Raw genomic sequence first — 23,307 nt, forward strand, 5'->3', positions numbered from 1 at the left:
AGGCCGTGCCTAGCGTGGACCTCGGCCGCGGAGCCCTGCGGTCCGTTCCGACCCCTCTCCCACGCAGCGCTGCTGGAGGCGACCCATGGTTCGGCTCAACCCCTATCTCAGCTTCAAGGACCAAGCCCGCGAGGCCCTCGAGTTCTACCGGTCGGTGCTCGGCGGCGAGCTCGACGTCAGCACGTTCGGCAGCATGCCGGCCGACGCCGGGATGCCGATCGAGGACGCCGACAAGGACCTCGTCATGCACGGCCAGCTCGAGACGCCGCACGGGCTCACGCTCATGGCCGCCGACACCGGCTCGATGATGCCCTACGTGGCGCCCACCAGCGGCGTCACCGTCGCGCTGACCGGCGGGCCGGAGGACTACGACTACGTCGCGAGCGCGTACGCGAAGCTGGCCGAGGGCGGCACGGACGCGATGCCGTTCGACAAGGCGCCGTGGGGCGACTTCTACGGCCAGGTGACCGACCGGTACGGCATTACCTGGATGTTCGACGTCGGGGCGCCCTGACCGTCAGCCCACCAGCAGCGACTCGCGGCGGGCGGCGAGCGCAGCCAGCTCGGCGTCGACGGCGGCCGATCGCTCCGCGAGGCGCTGCCGGACGTCGTCGACGGCGTGCCCCGCGGCGGCGACACGGTCGCGCGCCTCGGCGATCCGGTTCCGCACCGACCAGTCGGTGAAGATGTTGTCGAACCAGACGTCGAGCGTGCGGGTGAGGCCGTCGACGCCGACCCCGCCGACGCCCTGCTCGCCGAGGTCGCCCAGCTCGACGGTGAGGTGCCGCAGCGCCGCGTCGGCCTCGCGCAGCAGGCCCGCGGCCCGGTCCAGCTTGTCGTGCTTGACCATGCTCGCGACCATGCCGCCGTCGAAGAACGTGTCGTAGGTGGACCAGCCGTCGGCGCTGCGCAGCTCGTCCGCGGCTGCGCCGAGGGCACCCGCGGCGTGCTCCGCCGCGGCCCGTGCCTCGGCGACCTCCGTCTGCTGGGCGCGCCACGCGCCCACCTGCTCGGCCACCGCGGCCAGGTCGGCCGCGGCCGGGCCCCCGACGCCGCGCACCCACTGCTCCTTCGCCGCGAGGGCGGCCCGCCACCGGGCCTGCACGTCGCCGAGGGCGGCGAGGCCGGCGTCGACGGCGCGCACCTCGCGCTCCGCGGCGTCCCGGCGCGCCTGCGCCGCCGCGGCGACGTACTCGGCGGCCTGCTGCTCGGCGCGCTCCGCGTCGAGACGCTGGGCACGGTCGCCGCGCAGCCCCGCCCACACCCGCGCGAGGCTCAGGGACTCCAGGCGCGCGACGTCGGCGGCCTCGTCGGCGAGCGACGCCCTCGCCGCCGCCAGGGCCTCGTCCGCCGCGGCGAGCTTCCGGCCCGCGACCTGGCGGCGCGCCGTCCGCTGCGCGTGCTCGACCACGGCCGCGCGCGCCGCGGTCAGCTCGTCCTCGACCCTGCCGGCGGGTCCGTCGATAGGCATGGCCGACAACCTAGGGCATCGCCGGTCCGGCCTCCAGGCTCACCGGCGAGGGCGACCAGTAGGTTGGGACGCATGCTCGCCGCCACCGTCGCCCGGTTCTCGCCCGACTCCCCCCTCGACGGCCTGGAGGTGGGCGAGCGCCCCGAACCCGAGCCGCGGGAGAACTGGACCACGGTGCGCGTGCGCGCCGCGACGCTCAACCACCACGACCTGTGGTCGCTGCGCGGCGTGGGCCTGCGGCCCGAGCAGCTCCCGATGATCCTGGGCACCGACGCCGCGGGCACCGCCGCGGACGGGACGCCGGTGCTCCTGCACGGCGTCATCGGCGCGGACGGCCACGGCGTCGGGCCGCTGGAGCGGCGCACGCTGCTGTCGGAGCACTACCCGGGCACGCTGGCGGAGTACGTCTCCGTGCCGATCCACAACCTGGTGCCCCTCCCCGACGGGATGTCGCTCGAGGAGGCCGCGTGCCTCCCCACCGCCTGGCTCACCGCCTACCGGATGCTGTTCGGCGCGGCCGGCCTCGCCCCGGGCGACCGGGTGCTGGTGCAGGGCGCGGGCGGCGGCGTCGCCACCGCGGCGACCGTGCTCGGGGCCGCCGCCGGCCTGGAGGTGACGGTGACCTCGCGCTCCGCGGAGCGCCGGGAGCGCGCCCTGGAGCTGGGCGCGGCGCACGCCGTCGAGACGGGCGCCCGCGTGCCCGAGCGTGTGGACGCGGTGATCGAGTCCGTCGGCCAGGCCACCTGGGCGCACTCCGTGCGGTCCGTGCGGCCCGGCGGCACGATCGTCGTCTGCGGCGCGACGTCGGGCGATGCCCCGCCCGCCGAGCTCACCCGCGTCTTCTTCAACGAGATCCGCGTGCAGGGCGTGACGATGGGCTCGCGGGACGACCTCGCCGCCCTCGTGCGGTTCGTCGACCGCACCGGCGTGCGGCCCGTCATCGACTCGGTCGTGCCGCTCGCGCGCGTCGGCGAGGGCCTCGCCCGCCTCGCCGCCGGCGAGCAGACGGGCAAGATCGTCGTCCTGCCCTGACCCGACCGTGGTGGGCGGTCAGGCGAAGCGGTGCCGGAAGGCGTCCAGGAGCGTCGGACCCTCGGCGCCGAGGCGCCACACGCTCCAGCCGTCCGCGGTGGGCGAGCCCGACGCGGCGGACGCCGCGTGGTCGGGGTGCCAGTAGCGGGAGCCGTCGGCGAGCTGGATGGCGCCGTCCTGGTGCAGCACGGCCTCGAAGTACTGACGGCGTCGGGGGCGCGACCACACGATCGTCGTCGGGTGCACCAGGGTGCGCGCCAGGGCGACGAGATCGGGGTCGACCTCGTCGTCGCCGGCGGCGGGCGGCGGCGCCCACGGCGCCGGGTCCGGCGGCGGCACGGGCGAGGTGAGCGGGTCGTAGCCGTGGTCGTGCGGCGCGGGCGTCCAGCCCGGCTCCAACGGGTCCGACGGCGGCGTGCGCAGGCGCGGCGGCTCGAGCGGCGGCACCTGCAGCCGGGGCAGGTCGTCCTCGACGCCGGACCAGCGCGGCTCCGGCACGGGCAGGTCGAACGCGGGGGCCGCGACCTCCGCGAACGCCTCGCCGAGGTCAGGACGTCGCGCCTCCGGGCCGCCCAGGCCCAGGCGGCCGATCGCCGGTGCCGGCTCGTCCGGCTCCGGGCGCGACGAGAAGCGGTCCGCGCGCGAACGCCGGCGCGGCGCCGCGCCCGGGAGCGGCGGTCGCTCGCGGGTGATGTCGAGGTCGTCGCCGAGGCCCGCGGCGGGGCTCGGCAGCGGGACGGGCGCCGGGGGCGGCGGCACCGGGGTGGCCGGCGCCGCCTCCGGGCCGGCCACGGCCGCCGGACCCTCCTCGCCGGTCCGCGCGCGGGCGGCGCGGCGCCGGGTCCGCGACGGCGGCGCCGACTCCGCCCGGTCGCGGGGTGCCTGCACCGACGCGGGCATCTTGCCGCCGAGCGCGAGGCCGACGGCGACGCCCTCCGCGAAGGTCTCGGGGTCCACGCCGTCGCGCGCCGCGGCGGCGCGCGGGGTCTCGTCGGCGGCGATCGTGTCGCGCGGCAGCGCCGCCGGGGTGGGCGCGGACAGGCTCGGGGCCGACGGCGCGGACGCGGGGTGGATCACCAGCGGCGACACGTCCACGAAGCGGCGCCCGTCGGCGCTGTGCACGACGCCCATCTTCAGCACCTCGACGGGCATGGTGGGCTGGCGCAGGAAGTCGACGGCGTTGAGGATCTCCTCGCTCGCCTCCTGGCAGATGACGATGAGCCGCGCGCTGCTGCGCCCCGGCTGCGAGCGGGTGATCGGCACGCTGTCGTAGAAGGCGGCGACGTCGCGGTGGAACGCCGAGGGACCACCGTGGTACCGCTCGGCCAGCGCGCCGCGAGTCAGGCGGCCGGCCGCGCCGGCGTGGTCGAGGGCCCGCGTGAGGGCGGCGCGGTCGAGGTCGGCGACGAGCTCGACGACGACGGGCGAACCGGTCGCGTCCAGGGCGAGCAGGTGCGGCTCGTCCGGGCCCGCGCCGGGGCTCACCGGGAAGATCTGCTCGCCGAGCAGACCGTCGATGTGACTGTCCACCACCCGGTGGGCGGTGGTCCCGACGCCCTGGGCGCTTGCCGCAGGCGACCGGTCGGACTGGACGAGGAGGGGCCGTTGGGCATCGACCTCGAACAGGGGCATGGCACACCACTCCTGGATCGGACCCGACCCCGGCGGCCGGATCCCGGGGCAAGCCTAAGGCCCCCGCGGCGTGGCATGTACCACAGCGGGCTCCCAGGCGCGCGTCGGCGCGACAGCCGCCCGCAGGGAGGTGCGGCGAGGACCCGTGAGTCGTCGCCGGGGCTACGCGTGCCCCGTGCCGCCGTCGTCGGCGAGCCGCTCCTCGACGCGCGCGACCTTCGCGTCGAGCTGCCCGGTGTACCCCGGGCGGATGTCCGCCTTGAGCACCAGCGACACCCGGTGCCCGCCCGCGCCGACGGCCTCCGTGGCGCGCTGGATCACCGGCATCACCTCGTCCCAGTCCCCCTCGATCTCGGTGAACATCGCGGTGGTGCGGGTGGGGAGCCCGGACTCGCGGACGATGCGGACGGCGGCGGCGACGGAGTCCGCCACGGACTCGCCCGCGCCGAGCGGGGCGACGGAGAAAGCGAAGACGGCCATGCCCCCATCCTGCACGTCCACGACCGCCCGCGTCGGTCCGCGAGGACCGTAGGCTCGTCGGGTGAGCACACGCGTCACCCTTCTCGCCGGCGGGGTCGGCGGCGCCCGCCTGGCGCACGGCTTCGCCCTCGCCCAGCCCGACGACGGCGCCCCGGCGCCGGACGGCGGCCTGACGGTCGTCGTCAACGTCGGCGACGACACCGAGCGGCACGGACTGCTGGTCTCCCCCGACCTCGACACGGTGATGTACACGCTCGCCGGGCTGAACGACGAGACCCGCGGCTGGGGGCTGACCGACGAGACGTACACGACCCTCGACCAGCTCGCGCGCCTCGGCGAGGACACGTGGTTCACCCTCGGCGACCGCGACCTCGCGACCCATGTCGTGCGCACGGCCGCGCTGCGCGAGGGACAGCCGCTGCACGCGGTGACGGCACGGCTGGCCGCGTCGCTGGGCGTGCGGGCGCGACTGCTGCCGGTGACCGACGACCGGCTGCGCACCCTCGTCGACACGCCGTCCGGCCGGGTCGCCTTCCAGGAGTACTTCGTGCGCCGGCAGCACGCCGACGCGGTGCTCGGCATCGAGCTGGACGGCGTCGCCGCGGCGCGGCCGGCACCCGGCGTGCTGGACGCCGTCGCGGGCGCGGACCTGCTCGTCGTCGCGCCGTCCAACCCGTTCCTGTCCGTGGAGCCGGTGCTGGCCGTGGCCGGCGTGCGGGACGCCGTCCTGGCCTCGGCCGCGCGGCGCGTGGCCGTGAGCCCGATCGTCGGCGGGCAGGCGATCAAGGGCCCGGCCGCGCAGATCCTCGAGACGCTGGGGCACGAGGTGTCCGCGCTGGGCGTGGCCCGGCTGTACGCCGACCTGGTGGACGTCATGGTGGTCGACGACGCCGACGCCGCCCTCGCCGGGCCGATCCGCGACCTCGGCGTCGAGGTCGTCGTCACCGACACGATCATGGGTGGGCCCGCCGGCCGCGAGCGCCTGGCCCGCGACCTGCTCGTCCTCGGATGAGCGCACCGGACGACCGGGTCCCGGTCGGCGGCACGGTCGCACTGGTGCCGCTGCGCGACGGCGTCTCCGGCAAGTCGCGGCTGGCGTCCTCGCTCGACCCGGCCGCGCGACGCCGGCTGGTCGCGGCGCTGGCCCGCCACGTCGTCGCCGTCCTGCAGGCCTCCGACGGCGTCGACCGGGTGCTGGTGGTCACCGCCGACGTGCCGTTCGTCGACCAGGCCCTCGGCGCTCACGGCGGCAGCTCGGTGTCGGCGCGGCAGCTCGGACTGCCGCGCCGAGCGGAGACTGCCGCGCCGGGCGTCGAGGTCATCCCCCAGCCACCCGACCGTCCGGGGTTGAACGCGGCGCTCGACGTCGGACGCGAGGCCGCCGTCGCGCGCGGCGCGGGCCGGCTGCTCGTCGCGCACGCGGACCTGCCGCTGCTCGCGCCCGACGACGTCGCGGCGCTGCTGGCCGCGGGCGGGACGGACGACGACCCGCCGCCCGTCGTCGTCGCCACGGACCGGCACCTCGCGGGGACGAACCTGCTGGTGCTGCCCGCGACGACGCCCCGGGATGCGGCCTTCCGGTTCCGCTTCGGCGAGGGGTCCCGGGCAGCGCACGTCGCCGAGGCGGAGCGCGTCGGCCTGCGGCCCGTCGTCGTACGCCGCCCGGGTACCGCCGTCGACCTGGACACCATCGACGACTGGGGCGAGCTGCCCCGCGCCGCCCGCGACCGGCTGCGGCACGGGCTCGACCTGCCGCTGCACTGACGCGCCCCGCGCTCCCGGCGGGCTACCGACCGGGCGCGCGACCGGCCGTGTCGAGGACCTCCCGGAGCCACTGCGCGTAGGCGCGCGGGTGGGTGGTGTTGCCGTTGTGCCCGCCGGGCGCCTCCTGCAGCGGGCGCTCGAGCAGGGTCGCCAGCGCTGCCGCGGCCAGGTGGTCGAAGACGGACCGTGGCGTGGTGCGCCCGGTCGCGGGCACGATGCGCGTGCCGACGCCCCTCAACGCCTCGAGGTCCAGGGGGTCGCGGAGGATCGCGGTGAAGTCGTGGCGGATGAAGTGGTCGAAGTTGCGCACGCGCTGCGCGGTCATCGGCTGCGGCGTCAGGTCGGGTTCGCGGTCCGCGCCCGCGGGGTCGATGCCCAAGGTCGTCGCGATCTCGGGGAGGGTCGCGGCGAGCCCTGCCCGGGCGTAGAGGTCCTGGAGCTCGGCGAGCTCGCGCTCGTGACGGGCGCGCCGGTCGTCGGGCAGCAGGCGCGGGGCGACGGGCTCGTGCGCGACCAGCGTCCGGAGCTGCTCGGGGTGCTCGACGGCGACGTGCAGGCCGATGACGGCGCCGAGGCTGCAGCCGAGCATGAGCGCGGGCACGTCGGTGAGCGCGGCCAGCAGGCGATGGACGTCGTCGGCGTGCTCGGCCATCGTCGCACCCCGGCCGGGCTCGTCCAGCCGGCTGCGGGACAGCCCGCGACGGTCGTAGGTGACCACGGTCCACGAGTCGACGAGCCGGGCGACGAGGTCGTTGTTGCGGTCGGCGTCGCCCTCGCCGCTCTGGGAGATCAGCAGCACCGGCCCCGTCCCGCAGACCTGGTAGTGCAGCGTCGCGCCGGGGACGGCGAGCGTGCCGGTGGTGACGGACATGGTGGCTCCCTTCGATCGCGACCCGTTGCCGCGACTCTCCGAGAACCACTCTATCTATTTCGATACATCTATCAAGATGTATCTAACTGGATGTACGCTCGCGGGGTGAACGGAGTCGAGCTGTTCCTGCTGGGACGAGCCCTGATGAAGATCGGCGAAGAGGCCCTGCCGCCGCCTCCCGGCGGCACCGGTCGCCACCCGGGCGGCGACCGGACGGTGCTCGTGGTGGCCAGCGACATCGCCGACCACCCCGACACCACGGCGAGCGAGATCGTCGCCCGCACCGCGTTGCCGCAGAGCCAGGTGTCGTCGGCCGTGGCCCGCCTCAGGGAGGCCGGGTCGATCGAGACCGCCCCCGATCCGGGGGACCGACGCCGGGTCCTCGTCCGGCAGGCCGCAGAGGCGTCCGCGAGGGTGGCCGAGGTGCGTGCCACCGGGATCGACGAGGCGCTCCTCGCCGCGCTCGGGCCGGACGGCGCACCCCGGCTGACCGAGGTCGCGCAGGCCCTCGACGTGCTCGCCCGGAACCTCCGGCACGCCCGCTAGCGATCCGGCACCGCAGGGGCCGCTCAGTTCCGGACCCGGCCCCGGTCCAACCCCGCATGAGCACCGAGTCGAGCATCGAGCTGATCGAGCAGGCCACGCTGCCGGACGCCGACTTCGAGGGGTACCTGCACGGGTCGACCGTGTCGGTGATGTTCGAGCGGATCTCCCGCGACGGCGCGGGCCCCCGCCTGCACCGCCACCCCTACACGGAGACGTTCATCCTGCGGTCGGGGCGCGCGCTGTTCCGGGTGGGGGACGACGAGGTGCTCGCCGTGGGCGGCCAGATCCTCGTCGCCCCCGCCGGGACGCCGCACAGGTTCACCGTGATCGGACCCGAGGTGTACGAGGCGATCCACGTGCACGCGAACGACCGCTTCGTCACGGAGTGGCTGGAGTAGCGGCGTCACACCGCATCGAGCCGGGCCCGCACGTCGTCGTCGAGGTCGAGCTCGGCGGCGCCGAGGATCTCCTCGAGCTGCGCCAGGCTGCCGGCCCCGACGATCGGGACCACCGGCACCGGGCCGCCGAGCAGCCAGGCGAGCACCACCTGGTTCGGCGTGGCGCCGATCTCGTCCGCGACCTCGCGCAGCACCCGCAGCCGCTCGTGCGTGGTCGGGTGGTCGAAGCCGTCCCACAGCGGCCTGTCGTCGCGCACCAGCGCCCCCTGCATGAGCGGGGAGTAGGCGACGACGGTGAGCGGGCTGCCCGCCTCGGACGACGCCCGGGCGTAGTCGAGCAGCTCGTACGACGCCCAGTTGTGCCGGCCGACGTCGGGCCGCGGGTAGGGGTAGGTGAGCTGCTGCTGCACCAGGCCGTAGGGGGCGACGCCCTGGCGGCGGGCCTCCTCGCGCGCCTCGACGACGCGGTGCAGCGCGACGTTGGAGATGCCGGTGATCCCGACGAGGCCCTCGGCCTGGAGCTTGCCGAACGCGCCGACGGTCTCGGCGAGCGGGGTGTCGTAGTCGTCGACGTGGCCGTAGTAGGCGTCGAGGTGGTCGACGCCGAGGTGGCGGAGGCTCTCGCGCGCCTCCCGGGCGATCGTCTCGGCCCCGAGGCCCTGGTAGTTGCGCGGCTCCTCCATCTGGAGCGGCAGGTTCGGGTCCTTCTTGGCCGCCCCCACCTTGGTGGCGAGGCGCACCTGGTCGCGGCTGCCCCGCGAGGCGAGCCAGCGGCCGAGCACGTCCTCGCTGTCGCGGCCGTATCCCAGGCCCCAGGCGTTGTAGTTGTTCGCGGTGTCGAGGAAGGTGCCGCCGGCCTCGACGAACCGGTCGAGGATCGCGAACGACGTCTCCTCGTCCGTCCGGGTGCCGAACCACATGGTGCCGAGGCACAGCGTGCTGACCTCGAAGGACGTGGTGCCGTCGCCGATCGTGCGGTAGCGCATGAGTGCTCCTGTCCGGTGTGCGTCGTGCGGGCCGGCGGACCTCCCGCCGGCCGACTTCCCCGACGCTACGAGCGGATCGGCTCGGGTGTACCGTCCAATTCCATGGCTGATGCCCAGACCAATCCAGTCCTGGCGTGGGACACCGTGCTCGACCTCGGGGACGACGACGCCCCGCTGGTCGCGCGCCTCGAGCGCGCCGTGCGGGACGCCGTGCACGCGGGCCGCGTCCCCGGCGGGGCGGCGCTGCCGCCGTCGCGCGCCCTCGCGGAGACGCTGGGCGTGTCGCGGTGGGTCGTGACGGAGGTGTACGGCCAGCTCGTCGCGGAGGGGTTCTGCGAGGCGCGGGTCGGGTCCGGCACGCGGATCGCGGCGGGGGCGGCCGCGCACGCCACGCCGAAGCACGCGACGGCGCACCCGACGCTGCACCCGACGTCGCTCGACGCCGTCCCGGGGCGGCGCGCCCGCCTGGACCTCGCCCCCGGCGTCCCCGACTTGCGGCACGTGCCCCGGGCGGCTTGGCTGCGGGCGCTGCGCGACGCCCTGGCCGACACCCCCGACGCCGACCTGGGCGCGCCGCACCCCGGGGGCCACGCGGCGGCGCGCGCCGCCGTCGTCGCGTACCTGGCCCGGGCCCGCTCCACGTGCGCCGGTCCCGACGACGTCCTGGTGACGCACGGCGCCACCGACGGCATGACCCGCCTCGCCCGCGCGCTGCGCGCCGCCGGGCACCGCACGCTCCTGGTCGAGGACCCGAGCTGGGGGCGGCTGCGCGACGTCGCGCGCGGCGCCGGCCTGGTCCCGGTACCGGTGCTGGTGGACGACCGCGGGGTGGACGTCGACGCGCTCGCCGCGGCGGCCGCGCGGACCGGCGCCCGCGCCGCGCTGGTCGCGCCGGCGCACCAGTTCCCCACCGGCGTGGCGCTCGCCCCCGAGCGCCGCGACGCGCTCGTGTCGTGGGCGCGCGCCGTCGACGGCCTCGTCGTCGAGGACGACTACGACGCCGAGTTCCGCTACGACCGGCGCCCCGTCGCCGCGCTCCAGGGCCACGACCCGGGCCGCGTCGCCCTGCTCGGGTCGCTCAGCAAGACGGTCTCCCCCGCGTTCGGGCTCGGCTGGCTGGTGCTGCCGCCGCGCTGGCGGGACCGGCTGAGCGCGGACGCGGGAGGCCCCGCCCCGTCGACCCTCGACCAGCTCGCGCTGGCCCGGTTCCTCACGGACGGCGGCTACGAGAAGCACCTGCGGGCCGCGCGCGGCCGGTTCCGCCGGCGCCGGGCGGCGTTGCTCGCCGCGCTCGACGCCGCGCTGCCCGGCCTCCCCGTCAGCGGCCTGGCCGCGGGCCTGCACGTGGTGCTCGGTCTGCCCGACGACGTGGCCGCCGCCGCGGTCGTCCGCGCCGCCGCCGGGCGCGACGTCGCCGTCGCCGACCTGCGCCGCTACCGGGTGTCCGCCGCGGACCGCGGGGCCGAGGCGCTCGTCGTCGGGTACGGCAACCTCGCCGACGCGCGGGTGGAGGAGGCCGTGACCGCGCTCGCGGCCGCGGTCCGCTCCGTCACGGCCTGAGCGGGCCGGTCACCACCGCCCGCGGTGCACGACGTCCTCCAGCGGCTTGCGGCGCCGGCGCGTGGGCGACCCCTTTGCGGTCGCGCCCGCGCCCGGCTCGGCCGGGTGGCCCACCGCGACGACGCCGGTCTGGACCCACGCTTCCGGGATGCCGAACGCCTCGCGGAACGCCGGCATCTCGCCCGCGCCGATGCCGAAGAAGCACGCGCCGAGGCCCTCGTCGACCGCCGTCTGGAGCATGAGGAGCGACGCCATGCCGGCGTCGACGTGCCAGTACGGCACGGGCCAGCGCGCCTCGTCGCGGTCGGTCCAGCCCTTGTCGGCCTCGGCGTAGCGGCCGACGTAGGCGTCCTTCGAGCACAGCGCGACGACCAGCACCGGGGCGGTGCGCATGCCCGCGAGCCACGTCGACATGTCGCGCTCGGAGTCCTCAGGGGTGGCCGCCGTCCAGAACCGCTCGCGGTCCACCGGCTCGGTCAGCACGAGGAACGACCAACCCTGCGAGAACCCCGCGCTGGGGGCACGCACGGCGTTGCGCACCAGCCGTTCCACCGTCTCGGGCGGCACGGGCTCGTCCGTGAACCGCCGCACCATCCGCCGTCGTCGCACCACGTCCTGGAACTCCACGCGCCCATCCTGCCCCCGCCGAGCATGCAGTTGCGCACGTTCTGGGTGCCCAGGACGTGCGCAGCTGCATGGTCGGCCGTCAGGTCGTCAGAGGACGAGCTCCGGCTGCAGCTTGGTCACCGTCCACACGCGCTGCTTGCGAGCGGCGAGCGTTGTGAGGCCCAGCGCGACGACGAGGACGCCGAGCAGCACGGTGACGTCGCGCGTGACGGTGGCGAGGTTGCCGCCGTACAGCAGCTGGCGCAGGCCCTCGACGGCGTAGGTCATCGGCATGAACTGGTGCATCGCCTTTAGCGGCTGCGGGATGGTCTGCCACGGGAACGTGCCGCCCGCGGTGACGAGCTGCACCAGCATGAGCACGAGCCCCAGGAACTGACCCGCCGCGCCCAGCCAGACGTTCAGCGCCTGGAGGATCGCGACGAACGTGCCCGACACCAGCACGAGGAACAGGGCCGTGAACAGCCCGTAGGAGGGCTGGATGTCCAGCGCGAACTTCGTCACGGCGAACATCGCCGCCACCTGCACGACGCCGATCGCGGCGGGGGTGGCCCAGCCGCCCAGCGCCGTCGCGAGCCCGGACCGGCCCGCCGCGAGCGCCCGCGTCGACAGCGGCCGCACCAGCAGGAACAGCACGTACGCGCCGATCCACGTGGCCAGCGACAGGAAGAACGGCGCGAGTCCGGCGCCGTACGTGCCCGCCGACGACAGCGCGTCGTTCCGCACCTCCAGCGGGTTGCCGATGGTCGACGCCGTGTCCTCGCGCGTCTGGTCGTCCAGGTCGGGGATCTGGCCGAGGCCCTCGGCGAGCCCGTCGCGCAGCTCCTTGATGCCGCCCTTGAGCTCCCCGGAGCCGTCCGCGAGCTTCGTCGTGCCGGCGGCGAGCTCCGCGGCCCCGTCGGAGACCTGGCCGGTGCCGTCCGCCAGCCGGTGCACGCCGTCGACGAGCGCGGGCGTGGCAGCGGCGAGCTGGCCCGTGCCGTCGGCGAGCCGGTCGGCGCCGTCCGCGGCCGACGCGATGCCGGCCGTGAGCTGCGGCGTCGCGCCCGCCAGGGTGGCGGCGCCGTCGGCCACCTGCCGGGAGCCGTCGGCGAGCGTGTCGAGCTGCTTCGACGCGCCCTCCACCTTCGTCACGGCCGCCTGCACGTCGTCCCGCTGGGCGTCGAGCGCGCTGTCCACATCCTGCTGCACGGCGTCGAGCTGGTCGTCGACGCCGGCGCGGACCTCCGCGGTGATCTTCCCCGCGATCTGCTCGCACTGCTCCTGCTGGTCCGCCGGCACGTCGCCGCACACCGCGGCCACCTGGGCGTCGATGCGGTCCCGGAGGTCGTCCTGCGCGCCGGCGAACGCGTCCTTCGCGTCGGAGCGCGCGCCGTCGAGGGTCGGCAGCACCTGCCCGGCCGCGTCGGCCGCCTCCCGGCCGTACTGCGCCACCTGCGCGTTGCCGTCGGCGACCTGCGCGGCGCCGTCCGACAGCTTCTTCGTCTGGGCGGGCAGGTCCGCCGTCTTGTCCTGCAGCGTCCCGAGGCCGGTCGCGAGCTTGCCCGCGCCGTCGTCGAGCTGCCCGACGGCCGACGCCAGCGTGCCGACCTTGCCGTCCAGCGTGGCGGCGCCGTCCGCCGCCTGCGCCGCGCCGTCGGCCAGGGTGTGCGCACCGTCGTCCGCGTCGGCGAGCCCGTCGTCCAGCGTGGTCGCCCCCTTGAGGAGCTTCTGCGCGCCGTCCACCGCGTCCGCGAGGTTGGTGTGGATGGACGCGAAGCCGCGCAGGAACGTGTCGGCCGCCTCCGTGCCGACCTCCTCCGCGATGGAGTCGCGCACCTTCCCCACGATCGTGTCCGAGATGGTGCCGGCGAGGTAGTTGTTCGCGTCGTTGGTGATGAGCGTGAGGCTGGCCTGCTGTGGCTCGAACTCCCCCGCGGACGCGAGGTCGGCGGAGAACGTCGGGCCGATGATCAGCGCCGCGTCGTAGCGGCCGGACCGTACGCCCGCCTCCGCGTCCGCCTGGGACGTCTCGACCCAGCCGAACCCGCCGTCGTCGAGCAGCTGGTCCGCGACGTCGCGGCCGAAGTCGCGCTCGGTCGTCTCGCCGGTCTCGGCATCCTTCGTCGTCGTGCCCTCGTCCTGCACGACGACGGCGGCCGGCACCTGCTCGAGCTGCCCGTAGGGGTCGTGGTTGGCGAACAGGTACAGCCCCGCGTACAGCGTCGGGATCAGCGCCATCGCGAGGATGGCGAGCTTCGGCAGGCGCCCGGCGGCGAGCCGCTTGAGCTCCGAGAGAGCGAGCCGGACCGCGGTCATCGGGCCTCCTCCTGCGCGTCGTCGGCCGGCGTCGCGGCCAGGCTGTCGTGGATCGGGGTGTCGTCGACCGGGGTGTCGTCGACCGGGGTGTCGTCGACCGGGGTGTCGTCGACCGGGGTGTCGTCGACCGGGGTGCCGGCGCGGGGCGGCTCGGCGAGCGGTTCGTCGAGCTCCTCCTCGGCTCGGGCGTCCGGCTCGGGGGACGGCTCCAGCTCGTCCTCGACCTCGGGTTCGGGCTCGGCGGCGGGCTCGGGCTCGACGGCCGGCGCGTCCGGCTCGGGCTCGGTCGCCGGGAGGACGGCGGTCGCGGCGGGCTCCTCGGGCGCGCCGGGCACCTCGCGCAGCACGACCTGCGGCGGCTCGTGCAGGGTGGCCCCGCGGGCCGGCGGCAGGTCCACGCCCAGGTCGCGCGCGGACGAGCGCGTGCACTGCACGAGGACGCCGAGCCCCGACGCGGCGAGCGTGCGCGCCGTCTCCCACCAGCCGGACGGCTCGCCGCCGTGCCGGTCGGGCAGCGTCAGCACGACGAACCGGACGTCGGAGTTCTCGGTCGCCAGCGCCGCCAGGACGGCGGTGCGCACGACGCCGGGGAGCTGGTCCACGCGCCGCCCGCGGTCCTCGGTGAGCGCGCGCTCGTCGAGCCACCGCGTCACGTCGCGCGGCAGCGAGCGCCGTCCGGCGAGCGCGAGACCCTCGGCGACGACGTCGGCGAGGGAGAGCGCGTCGTCGGGCTCGCTGATGCCGGGCACGTCGACGACGGCGGTGCGGGCGCGCAGCGCGGACGGCGGCACGGCGGCGCCGTCGAGGCGCACGGTGCCGGACGACGGGACGAACCGCCCGGTCGCGACCAGCGCGAGGGCGGTGTGCCCGTGGCCGGGCTCGCCGGCGACGAGCAGGCACTCCCCCGTCGACCAGGCGAGGTCCGTGGCCTCCAGCATCGGGTCCCGACGCCCCTCGACCCGCACCCCGCTCAGCGTGATCTGCACCCTGCTCCCCGTCCCCCGACACACTGTTGACTTGCGATCAACAACTCTACGACCGGTGTTGACTGCTGGTCAATAACGCCGTACAACTGTGCCCATGACGTCCGCCACCCCGCGCCCCCGCACGCGCCACGAGCCGTCCGACCGGCGGCGCCAGCTCCTCGAGGCGGCCGTCGCCGAGGCGGAGGCAGAGGGGCTGGACGTGCTGACCCCCGCGACCGCCGCGGCCCGCGCGGGGGCGTCGAAGGCGCTCGTCTTCCACTACTTCGGGTCGACGACGGCGCTGCGCCGCACGGTCGCGCTCGAGGCGGTGTCCGACCTGGAGCAGACGCTGCTGGCACCCGACGATCGTCCCCTCGCCGACCGCCCCGCGCACGCGATGACGCTGTTCCTGGGCTCGGTCACCGCGCACCGGCGCGTCTGGGAGGACATCTGGCGCGGCGCGCTCGCCGGCGACGACGCCACCGAGGAGGCGCTGCAGCGCGTGCGGACGGCGCTGGTGGCGCGCATGACGACCACCGCCGGCGTCATCGGCTTCACGCCCAGCGACCGGCTGCAGCTCCTGGCCCGCGGCTGGGTGGCGCTGGTCGAGAACGTCACCGCCGCCTGGCTGGGCGGCAGCGGCATCGCGCGGGACGAGCTGGAGCGGCTGCTGCTCGAGTCGCTCGTCGTCCTCGTCCCGGAGCTCCCCGAGCCCGCCCGCTCCGGCGTCCTCGCCATCGTCCGCCGCCCCTGACGCGTTGTGGGTGGGCGTTTGGCCCTGTTTCGACGAGAAACAGGGCCAAACGCCCGCCCACAACGCAGGAGGCTCAGAGGCGCTCGGCGATGACCTCCACGAGCGCCTTGCCCTGGGTGCCCTCGAGCTGCACGGCCTGGGTGCGGCAGGAGAAGCCGTCGGCGACGTACTCGGTGCCCGGCGCGGCCTCGCGGAGCGCAGGCAGCAGGGCGTTCTCGGCCACCGCGACGGACACGTCGTAGTGGCCCTTCTGCATGCCGAAGTTGCCGGCCAGCCCGCAGCAGCCGGCGAGGACCTTGATGTCGGCGCCCGCGGCGCGCAGCAGCGCCTCGTCGGCGTCGAAGCCCATGACGGAGTGCTGGTGGCAGTGCGGCTGCACGACGGCGGTGAGGTCGGAGAGGTCCGGCATCTCCCAGCCCGACCCGGCTGCCGGCGCCGTCTCCGGCGACGTGAGCAGCTCCGCCAGGGTGCGGGTCGCGTCCGCGACGGCCGTGGCGCGCGGGTCGTCGGGGAACAGGTCCAGCAGGTCCGAGCGCAGCACGGCGGTGCACGACGGCTCCAGCCCGAGGATCGGGATGCCGTTGACGGCGTACGGACCGAGCACGGACAGCAGCTGCGACAGCCTCCGCCGGGCGCCGTCGAGCTGGCCCGTCGAGATCCAGGTCAGGCCGCAGCACGCCTGCTGGTCGGGCACGACGACGTCGTACCCCGCCGCGGTGAGCACCTTCACGGCGGCCTGCGGGACGGACGGCGCGAGGGCGTCGCTGAACGAGTCGGCCCACAGCACGACCTTCGGGCGGTCCTCGACGGGACGGTCGTGCGGCGTCTTCCCGGCGCCCAGGCCCGGCACGCCGTGCGACGCCCAGCCGCGCCTCCACCAGGTGCGGAACGGGATCTCGGCGAACTGCGGCACCTGCCGCCGCGTGTCCATGCCGCCCGCCCACAGCACCGCCTTGGCGATCCACGGCACGCCGAGCACCCGGTTGACGAACCGCGGCATCCCGCCCGCGAGGCGCGCCCAGCGGGGCAGCCAGCCGAGGGCGTAGTGGTCGACCGGGCGCAGCCTGCCCTTGTACGTCCGGTGCAGCACCTCGGACTTGTACTGGGCCATGTCGACGCCGGCCGGGCAGTCGGACGAGCAGGCCTTGCAGCTGAGGCACAGGTCGAGCGACTCGCGCACCTCCGGCGCCGTGAGGCCGCCCACGAGGGTGCCGTTGACGGCCTCCTGGAGCACGCGCGCCCGCCCGCGGGTCACGTCCTTCTCGTCCTTCGTGGCCTGGTAGCTGGGGCACATGAACCCGCCCGAGGCGTGGTTGTCGGCGCGGCACTTGCCGACGCCGACGCAGCGGTGCACGGCCGTCGTGAGGTCGTGGTGGTCGTGCGCGAACGAGAAGCCGGTGTGGCCCGCCTTCTTCGCGATGCCGTGCAGCCGGCCCGAGCCCGCCATCCCCCGGTCCCCCACCGGCAGCGTCGAGAGCACGGCCTTCGCCGCCGGGCGGCGCAGGTCGGCGTCGACGGCCGCGGGCCGCACGACGACGCCGGGGTTGAGCAGGTCGTCCGGGTCGAAGAGCGCCTTGAACCGCTCCATGAGCCGGATCGCCTCCGGCGAGTACATGAGCGGCAGCAGCTCGGACCGGGCGCGGCCGTCGCCGTGCTCCCCCGACAGCGACCCGCCGTGGTACGCCACCAGCCGCGCGGCGTCGGTCATGAAGGTGCGCAGCACCGAGCCCGACGTCTCCATCGGGATGTCGATCCGCAGGTGCACGCAGCCGTCGCCGAAGTGCCCGTAGGGCAGCCCGTCGACGCCGTAGCGCGCCATGAGGTCCTCGAGGTCGCGCAGGTACGCGCCCAGGCGCTCGGGCGGGACGGCGGAGTCCTCCCAGCCCGGCCACGCCTGCTCGCCCGCGGGCGTGCGGCCCGCGAGCCCGGCGCCGTCGGCCCGGATCTGCCACATCTTGGTGGCGTCCGGCCCGGCGGGCAGCACCAGCGACGACAGGGCGGACGACGACGTCACGATGGCCTCGGCCCGCGCGCTCGCCTCGTCCTGGCTCGCGCCGCCGACCTCGATCATCAGCCAGCCGGCGCCCTCGGGGAGGGCGGGCACGGACGCCTCGCCCTTGGCCTTGCGCACGACGTCGACCAGGCGCGCGTCGAGGCCCTCGATCGCGAGCGGCTTGTGGCCGAGCAGGTGCGGGACGTCGTCGGCCGCCGCGGGCATGTCCGGGTAGCCGAGCACGACGAGCGTCGGAGCGGTCGGCACGGGCACCATCCGCAGCGTGGCGCCGAGCACCGTGACCAGCGTGCCCTCGGTGCCCACCAGCGCCTTGGCGAGGTCGGAGCCGTTCTCCGGCAGCAGGTGCTCCAGCGAGTACCCCGACACCTGGCGCCCGAACCGGCCGAACTGGGTGCGGATCAGCGCCAGGTTCTCGCGCACCAGCTCCGCCAGGCCCGGCACGGCGGCGAACGTCGCGTCGCCCTGGCCGGCGGTGAAGCGGCGACCGCGCCCGTCGACGACGTCGAGCTCCACGACGTTGTCGGCCGTGCGGCCGTAGGCCACGGCGTGCGGGCCGCAGGCGTTGTTGCCGATCATCCCGCCGAGGGTGGCGCGGTTCTGCGTGGACGGGTCGGGGCCGAACCGCAGGCCGTGGGCGGCGCCCGCGCGCTGCAGGGTCGACATCACCGTGCCGGGCTCGACGACGGCCGTGCCGGCCTCCGGGTCGATCGAGACCACCTGGTTCAGGTGCCGGGAGAAGTCGAGCACCACGCCCGGCCCTACCGCGTTGCCGGCCACCGACGTGCCCGCGCCGCGCGCCGTCACCGGGATGGACAGCTCGCGCAGCACCTCCAGGCCGCGCTCCACGTCGCGCGAGCTGCGCGGGAAGGCCACGACGTCGGGCACCACGCGGTAGTTCGACGCGTCCGTGGAGTACTCGGCACGACGGCGGGAGCTGGCGTCGACGTCGCCCGCGATCACCGTCCGCAGCGCGGAGACCACGGCCGCGCGGGCCTCGTCGGCCGCCCGCCTGGCCGCGCTCTCCGCCTCGTCACGGGTGGGCGCGGAGTCCACGTCACCGTCCGGGGTCGGGGTCGTCGGTGTCTGGGCTGGCACGCGCCGATTCTGCCATTCGTCCCCGCACCGCGCCGACGCGTCCACGCCATCGGCGCCCCGTCCGACCCTTCCAGCAAGCGATCCCTCGCGGGAGAGGACGTCTTCCCGCAAGGGATCGCTTGCTGGAAGGTCAGCCGCGGTCGGCCTTCTCCTGCGCCGCCCGCACGGCCTCGGCCTCCGCCTTGCGCGCCTCGCGCTCCGCCTTCTGGAGGTCGCGCACCCGCTTCTGCGCCTCGCGCACCCGCTTCTCGGCCTCCTTGCGCTTGGCGGCGGCCTTCTTGACCTTGGCGTCCGAGGCGTACGCCCCCGCGGTCGCGAGGGCAGCGGCCACCTCGGGGTCGTCGACGTGCGCCGCGTCCGGGCCGCCGGGCTCGGCACCGGCCGCCTCGCGGCGCGCGACATAGGCGGCGATCCCGTCGAGGGTCCGCTCGAGACCCCATGCGACGTCGTCGATGTCGTCCAGCTCGGGAACCTCGGGCACGTACGTCCCCCGCTCCACGAGCGGGCGCAGGTACGGGAACCGCACCTCGTCGACGAGCGCACGCAGGGTGCCCGCGATGCCCTCCGCGTCGTAGGTACCGTCGTTCTGGTCCGCGGCACGCTCCAGGTCACGCCCCAGCTGCGCGGCGTTACGGGTGAACCCGTTGACCAGCAGGATCGCGGCCACCTTCTCGGTGTCGCCGAGCGGGGCGGAGCGCAGGGCCCGCAGCCCGGCGTCCGCCGCGCGCAGGTTGCTGGGCGTCATGGGGGCACCCGTGATCGGGATGTCCAGCACCCACGGGTGCCGGCGGTAGGTGGCCAGCGTCATGAGTGCCCACGCGCGCAGCTCGGCCCGCCAGTCTGCAGGCTCGCGCGCCGACGGGAACACGACGTCGAACGCGACCTCCTGCATGAGCAGCAGCAGGTCGTCCTTGCTGGTGACGTACCGGTACAGCGACATCGTGGTGAAGCCGAGGCTCTTGGCCACGCGCGCCATGGAGACGCCGGCGAGCCCCTCGGCGTCCGCGATCTCGACGGCGGCCTCGACGATGCGCTCGATGCTCAGCTCGCGGCGGGGCACGCGCTCCGGCCGCTCGGCCACGCCCCAGGCCAGCGCGAGGCGCGGCGGCAGCTCCGGCACGTCGGGCCCGGGCGGGTCGGTCTCCGGCAGGTCCGTCTCCGGCGTGTCCGTCATGGTGTCATCATCCCTGATCGCCCCCTGATCGTTGTGAGCGGGCGTTTGGCCCTGTTCGGTTCCGGCACAGGGCCAAACGCCCGCTCACAGCGGTCCGGGGGTGTCAGCGGGCGGTCCGACGGCGGTACAGCACGCTGCCGGCGGCGACGCTCGCGGCGAGGAACCCCACCAGCCATGCGCACGCGGTGAGGATGGTGCCGGCGTCGGGGCTGCCCATGAGCAGCCCCCGGACGGACTCGATGATCGGGGTGAACGGCTGGTGCTCGGCGAAGCCGTGCAGCCAGTCGGGCATCGTCTCGACCGGCACGAACCCCGAGCTGAGGTAGGGCACGAACAGGAAGATCATGTTCACCGACATCGACGCCTCGACGCTGAGCACGAGCCCGAGCACCACGCTGATCCAGGTGAACGTCACGACCGCGAGCACCACCATGCCCACGAAGCCGAGCCACTGGGCGGGGTCGGCGTCGGGCCGGAACCCGTACGCGAGCGCCACCAGCAGCACCACGACCACGGAGGCGAGGTTCCGCACCACGCTCGCGATCACGTGGCCCCACAGGGCGGAGGACGAGAAGATCGGCAGCGTCTTGAACCGGTCGATGGTGCCGGTGGTCATGTCCTGGGCCACGCCGGTCGCGGCAGTGGCCGAGTTCATGCCCAGGCACATGACGAGCAGTCCCGGCACGACGTAGTCAATGTACTCGCCCCCCGTGCCGCCGGAGATCGCGCCGCCGAAGACGATGACGAACGCCGACATGATGAGCACGGGCAGCGCGAACGCGGTGATGAGGCCGTCGATCGAGCGCAGGGAGCGCCGCGCCTCGCGCCGCGTCATGGTGGCGACGTCGCGCAGGGGCGCGCGGGTGGCGCGGACGGGGGCGGGCGCGGTGCGCGCGGCCGGGGCCAGGGTGGTGGTCATCGCAGAGCCTCCTCGGGGGCGGTCCGGTCGGTGGTGCCGGTCGTGCGGGCGGTGGCGGCGCTGCCGGTGAGCGCCAGGAAGACGTCGTCGAGGGTGGGCTTGACCACGCTCACGCCGGCGACGGCGAGGCCGCGGGACTCGGCCCGGTCGAGGACGTCGCGGATGGCGCGGACGGGCTCGGCGCTCGGGAAGGTGAGCGCGAGCGCCCGCAGGTCCTCCTCCGCGGCGTCGAGGCCGGCGACGCCGAGCTCGCGCGCGGTGGCGAGGCTCGCGGCGTCGTCGAAGGTCACGCGCACGTGGTCCCCGGCGACGAGGGCCTTGAGCTCCTCGGCGGTGCCGCGGGCGGCGATGGTGCCCTCGGCGAGGACGGCGATCGTGTCGGCGAGCCGGTCGGCCTCCTCCAGGTACTGCGTGGTGAGGAGGATGGTGGTGCCGTCGGAGGCGAGCCCGCGCACGACCTCCCACAGCTGGGAGCGGGACGCCGGGTCGAGACCCGTGGTGGGCTCGTCGAGGACCAGCACGGTCGGGTCTGCCACGAGGCTGATCGCCAGGTCGAGCCGGCGGCGCATGCCGCCGGAGTAGGTGCCGACGCGGCGGCGGGCGGCGTCGGTGAGGCCGAAGCGCTCCAGGAGCTCGTGGGCCCGGCGGCGCACGGCCCGCTTCGGCAGGTGGGCGAGGTCGGCCATCATGACGAGGTTCTCCTCCCCCGTCTGGAACTCGTCGACGCTCGCGTACTGGCCCGTCAGGGCGATGCTGCGGCGGACGGCCGCAGGGTCCTTGACGACGTCCGCCCCCGCGATGGTGGCGGTGCCGCCGTCAGGGCGGATCAGCGTGGTGAGGATGTTGACGGTGGTGGTCTTGCCCGCGCCGTTCGGCCCGAGCAGCGCGAAGATCTCGCCGCGTCGGACGGCGAGGTCGACGCCGCGCAGGACGGCCGTGCGTCCGTAGGACTTGCGCAGGCCCCGCACCGCGATCATCGGGTCGTTCATGGCCGTTCCCCTCCGGTCGGTGTGTATGACATACACGAGCGTACGGCATACACAGCGTGTTGGCCATACACCTGCGTGTCCCGGATACACGAGACGTGGCCCGGGCCGGTTGCTCGCGCGCCACGGCGCCGCCGCGGCTACGGTCGGACCGTGCGCGTCGTCGTCGTGGGAGCCAGCGGGAACGTCGGGACCGCCGTGCTGGGAGCACTGGCCCGCGAACCCGCCGTGACCTCGGTCGTCGGTGTCGCCCGACGGGTGCCGCGCGCCGACGGCAGCAGCACCGTCGCCTACCCCCACTCCACCGCCGAGTGGGTGCGCGTCGACCTCACGGACACCGCGGACGCCGTCGTGCGCGGCCTCGACCGGGCCTTCCTCGGGGCCGACGCCGTCATCCACCTCGCCTGGGCGCCGCCGTCCGCCCGCGACTCCGGGCAGGCCCGGCGCCTCAACCTCGACGGCTCGCGGGCGGTCGCGGACGCCGTCGTGCGCGGCGGCGTGCCGCACCTCGTGTTCGGCTCGACCTCCGGCGTCTACTCCCCCGGCCCCGCGGGCGGCGGCCTCGTGCGCGAGGACTGGCCGCGGCGCGGCGTGCGCACGTCGTCCTACTCCGTGCAGAAGGCCGCCGTCGAGCGGATGCTCGACGACGTCGCCGAGCGGCACCCGCGGCTGGTCGTGACGCGGGTCCGACCCGCGCTCATGCTGCAGCGCGAGGCGGGCGCCGAGCTCGGGCGCTACTTCCTGGGGCCGCTCGGCACCCGGGCCCTGCGGCTCGCCGCCAAGCGCGCGCCCGAGGGCGCGCTGCTGCCCGCCGTGCCCGCGCTCGACGGGCTCCGCCTGCAGGTGATGCACGTCGACGACGCCGCCGACGCGTACCGCGCCGTCGTCGTCGGCCGCCACCCCGGGCCGTTCAACCTCGCGCCCGAGGGCTGGCTGACGTCGGCCGACCTCGCGGACACGCTCTCGGGCGGCCGCAGCGTCGAGGTCTCGCCCGACGTCGCGCGGACCGGGCTGTCGGTCGCCTCGCGGCTGCGCCTCGCACCCATCGACGTGGGCTGGTTCGACATGGCCCGCGCCGACGTCGTCCTCGACGCGACGCGCGCCCGCGAGCTGCTGCGCTGGGCGCCCACGCACGACCCGCGCGACGTGCTGCGCGAGACCGTCGAGGGCGTCATCGCCGGTACCGGCGCGGGCTCACCGCCCCTGCTGGGCTGACGGCTGGGCTGACGGCTCGGCGCAGCCGCGGACGCGCTCGCCGCGCGCCAGCGCGGGGTCGATCGTGCGGACGACGACGTCGGCGGCCGCACCGAACGCCTCGAGCTGGTCGTCGTCGAGCGCGTCCACCACGAGCCGCCGCACCTCGGCGACGTGGCCGGGGGCGGAAGCCACGAGCTTGTCCCAGCCCGCGTCCGTGAGCCGGGCCTCCATGCGCCGCCGCCCCACCGAGCACGGCCTGCGCTCGACGAACCCGGAGCGCTCCAGCCTCCCGACGGCGTGCGACAGGCGCGACAGGGAGCCGCGGGACAGCGCGGCCAGGTCGGACATGCTCAGGGTGCGCGCCGGGGCGTCGCCGAGCGCGACCAGCACGTGGTACTCGAAGAGGTTGAGACCGGCGTCGGCGCGCAGCTGTGCGTCGAGCGTGGCGGGCAGGGTCATGAGGAGCGCGGCCACCGACGACCAGCTGCGCTGCTGGACGTCGTCGAGCCAGGCCGGGGCGTCGGTCGCTGCGGTCGGCATG

The 23,307-nt window shown here is 75.5% G+C and carries 22 protein-coding genes; 9 read left to right on the plus strand and 13 right to left on the minus strand.

Annotated elements, in window-relative coordinates; genetic code table 11:
• The first annotated feature begins 85 nt into the window (after positions 1–85).
• Positions 86–514: a VOC family protein gene (locus tag ACQP60_RS14240; RefSeq protein WP_429733864.1), complete on the plus strand. Its 429-nt coding sequence runs from the start codon at positions 86–88 to the stop codon at positions 512–514.
• 3 nt (positions 515–517) lie between these two features.
• Here ACQP60_RS14240 and ACQP60_RS14245 read toward each other — a convergent pair whose 3' ends face one another.
• Entirely contained in the window at positions 518–1,471 is a 954-nt protein-coding gene (locus ACQP60_RS14245; protein WP_429733867.1) for a hypothetical protein, read from the minus strand.
• Positions 1,472–1,543: 72 nt separating this feature from the next.
• Between ACQP60_RS14245 and ACQP60_RS14250 the strand changes: the two genes are divergently transcribed.
• A complete protein-coding gene (locus ACQP60_RS14250) occupies positions 1,544–2,503 on the plus strand; it encodes a zinc-binding dehydrogenase (protein WP_429733870.1) in 960 nt (319 codons plus the stop codon).
• An 18-nt stretch (positions 2,504–2,521) separates the two neighbouring features.
• Here ACQP60_RS14250 and ACQP60_RS14255 read toward each other — a convergent pair whose 3' ends face one another.
• Both ACQP60_RS14255 and ACQP60_RS14260 read right to left on the minus strand, forming a co-directional pair.
• Positions 2,522–4,135, minus strand: coding sequence for a restriction system modified-DNA reader domain-containing protein (locus ACQP60_RS14255; protein WP_429733873.1), 1,614 nt, complete (start codon positions 4,133–4,135; stop codon positions 2,522–2,524).
• Positions 4,136–4,297: 162 nt separating this feature from the next.
• Complete coding sequence (locus ACQP60_RS14260) at positions 4,298–4,615, minus strand: MTH1187 family thiamine-binding protein (protein WP_429733876.1); 318 nt, start codon at positions 4,613–4,615, stop codon at positions 4,298–4,300.
• Positions 4,616–4,676: 61 nt separating this feature from the next.
• Between ACQP60_RS14260 and cofD the strand changes: the two genes are divergently transcribed.
• Together cofD and cofC are read left to right on the plus strand one after the other, a co-directional pair.
• Positions 4,677–5,627: a 2-phospho-L-lactate transferase gene (gene cofD / locus ACQP60_RS14265; RefSeq protein WP_429733879.1), complete on the plus strand. Its 951-nt coding sequence runs from the start codon at positions 4,677–4,679 to the stop codon at positions 5,625–5,627.
• Complete coding sequence (gene cofC, locus ACQP60_RS14270) at positions 5,624–6,379, plus strand: 2-phospho-L-lactate guanylyltransferase (protein ID WP_429733882.1); 756 nt, start codon at positions 5,624–5,626, stop codon at positions 6,377–6,379. The genes cofD and cofC overlap by 4 nt, the downstream gene beginning before the upstream one ends.
• Positions 6,380–6,401: 22 nt before the next feature.
• Here the strand turns inward: cofC and ACQP60_RS14275 are convergent, their stop codons facing one another.
• Positions 6,402–7,250, minus strand: coding sequence for an alpha/beta fold hydrolase (locus ACQP60_RS14275; protein ID WP_429733885.1), 849 nt, complete (start codon positions 7,248–7,250; stop codon positions 6,402–6,404).
• Between the two features lie 105 nt (positions 7,251–7,355).
• Between ACQP60_RS14275 and ACQP60_RS14280 the strand changes: the two genes are divergently transcribed.
• Both ACQP60_RS14280 and ACQP60_RS14285 read left to right on the plus strand, forming a co-directional pair.
• Positions 7,356–7,796, plus strand: coding sequence for a MarR family winged helix-turn-helix transcriptional regulator (locus ACQP60_RS14280; protein WP_429733888.1), 441 nt, complete (start codon positions 7,356–7,358; stop codon positions 7,794–7,796).
• 56 nt (positions 7,797–7,852) lie between these two features.
• Positions 7,853–8,194 (plus strand): cupin domain-containing protein, encoded by a 342-nt coding sequence (locus tag ACQP60_RS14285; RefSeq protein WP_429733893.1) that lies wholly within the window; start codon positions 7,853–7,855, stop codon positions 8,192–8,194.
• Positions 8,195–8,199: 5 nt separating this feature from the next.
• On the opposite strand, the gene ACQP60_RS14290 is transcribed toward ACQP60_RS14285, so the two are convergent.
• Positions 8,200–9,180 (minus strand): aldo/keto reductase, encoded by a 981-nt coding sequence (locus ACQP60_RS14290; protein ID WP_429733896.1) that lies wholly within the window; start codon positions 9,178–9,180, stop codon positions 8,200–8,202.
• Positions 9,181–9,282: 102 nt separating this feature from the next.
• Between ACQP60_RS14290 and pdxR the strand changes: the two genes are divergently transcribed.
• Positions 9,283–10,740, plus strand: coding sequence for a MocR-like pyridoxine biosynthesis transcription factor PdxR (gene pdxR, locus ACQP60_RS14295; RefSeq protein WP_429733899.1), 1,458 nt, complete (start codon positions 9,283–9,285; stop codon positions 10,738–10,740).
• Between the two features lie 9 nt (positions 10,741–10,749).
• On the opposite strand, the gene ACQP60_RS14300 is transcribed toward pdxR, so the two are convergent.
• The 3 genes from ACQP60_RS14300 to ACQP60_RS14310 form a co-directional block, all read right to left on the minus strand.
• The gene (locus ACQP60_RS14300; protein ID WP_429733902.1) at positions 10,750–11,367 is read right to left on the minus strand and encodes a nitroreductase family protein; all 618 of its coding nucleotides are present in this window, start codon (positions 11,365–11,367) and stop codon (positions 10,750–10,752) included.
• Between the two features lie 87 nt (positions 11,368–11,454).
• Complete coding sequence (locus ACQP60_RS14305; protein ID WP_429733905.1) at positions 11,455–13,662, minus strand: YhgE/Pip family protein; 2,208 nt, start codon at positions 13,660–13,662, stop codon at positions 11,455–11,457.
• A complete protein-coding gene (locus ACQP60_RS14310) occupies positions 13,659–14,648 on the minus strand; it encodes a P-loop NTPase family protein (protein WP_429733908.1) in 990 nt (329 codons plus the stop codon). The genes ACQP60_RS14305 and ACQP60_RS14310 overlap by 4 nt, the downstream gene beginning before the upstream one ends.
• Before the next feature lie 94 nt (positions 14,649–14,742).
• On the opposite strand from ACQP60_RS14310, the gene ACQP60_RS14315 reads away from it, so the two are divergent.
• On the plus strand, positions 14,743–15,381 hold the full coding sequence (locus ACQP60_RS14315; RefSeq protein ID WP_429733910.1) for a TetR family transcriptional regulator: 639 nt from the start codon (positions 14,743–14,745) through the stop codon (positions 15,379–15,381).
• A 73-nt stretch (positions 15,382–15,454) separates the two neighbouring features.
• Here ACQP60_RS14315 and ACQP60_RS14320 read toward each other — a convergent pair whose 3' ends face one another.
• The 4 genes from ACQP60_RS14320 to ACQP60_RS14335 all read right to left on the minus strand — a co-directional run bounded on the left by ACQP60_RS14320 (position 15,455) and on the right by ACQP60_RS14335 (position 21,572).
• On the minus strand, positions 15,455–18,490 hold the full coding sequence (locus tag ACQP60_RS14320; RefSeq protein WP_429733912.1) for an FAD-binding and (Fe-S)-binding domain-containing protein: 3,036 nt from the start codon (positions 18,488–18,490) through the stop codon (positions 15,455–15,457).
• A gap of 130 nt (positions 18,491–18,620) precedes the next feature.
• Complete coding sequence (locus ACQP60_RS14325; RefSeq protein WP_429733915.1) at positions 18,621–19,664, minus strand: TetR/AcrR family transcriptional regulator; 1,044 nt, start codon at positions 19,662–19,664, stop codon at positions 18,621–18,623.
• A 103-nt stretch (positions 19,665–19,767) separates the two neighbouring features.
• Positions 19,768–20,583, minus strand: a complete 816-nt coding sequence (locus ACQP60_RS14330; RefSeq protein ID WP_429733918.1) for an ABC transporter permease — start codon at positions 20,581–20,583, stop codon at positions 19,768–19,770.
• Complete coding sequence (locus tag ACQP60_RS14335) at positions 20,580–21,572, minus strand: ATP-binding cassette domain-containing protein (RefSeq protein WP_429733921.1); 993 nt, start codon at positions 21,570–21,572, stop codon at positions 20,580–20,582. Before ACQP60_RS14335 ends, ACQP60_RS14330 begins: the two co-directional genes overlap by 4 nt.
• A 150-nt stretch (positions 21,573–21,722) precedes the next feature.
• On the opposite strand from ACQP60_RS14335, the gene ACQP60_RS14340 reads away from it, so the two are divergent.
• The gene (locus ACQP60_RS14340) at positions 21,723–22,784 is read left to right on the plus strand and encodes an NAD-dependent epimerase/dehydratase family protein (RefSeq protein WP_429733923.1); all 1,062 of its coding nucleotides are present in this window, start codon (positions 21,723–21,725) and stop codon (positions 22,782–22,784) included.
• Here the strand turns inward: ACQP60_RS14340 and ACQP60_RS14345 are convergent.
• Positions 22,764–23,306, minus strand: coding sequence for a MarR family winged helix-turn-helix transcriptional regulator (locus ACQP60_RS14345; protein ID WP_429733925.1), 543 nt, complete (start codon positions 23,304–23,306; stop codon positions 22,764–22,766). The two genes, ACQP60_RS14340 and ACQP60_RS14345, sit on opposite strands and share 21 nt — an antisense overlap.
• Between the last annotated feature and the right edge of the window lies 1 nt (position 23,307).

It is taken from the genome of Isoptericola variabilis (assembly GCF_050311655.1).
In the GTDB taxonomy this organism is placed as follows: Bacteria; Actinomycetota; Actinomycetes; order Actinomycetales; family Cellulomonadaceae; genus Isoptericola; species Isoptericola variabilis.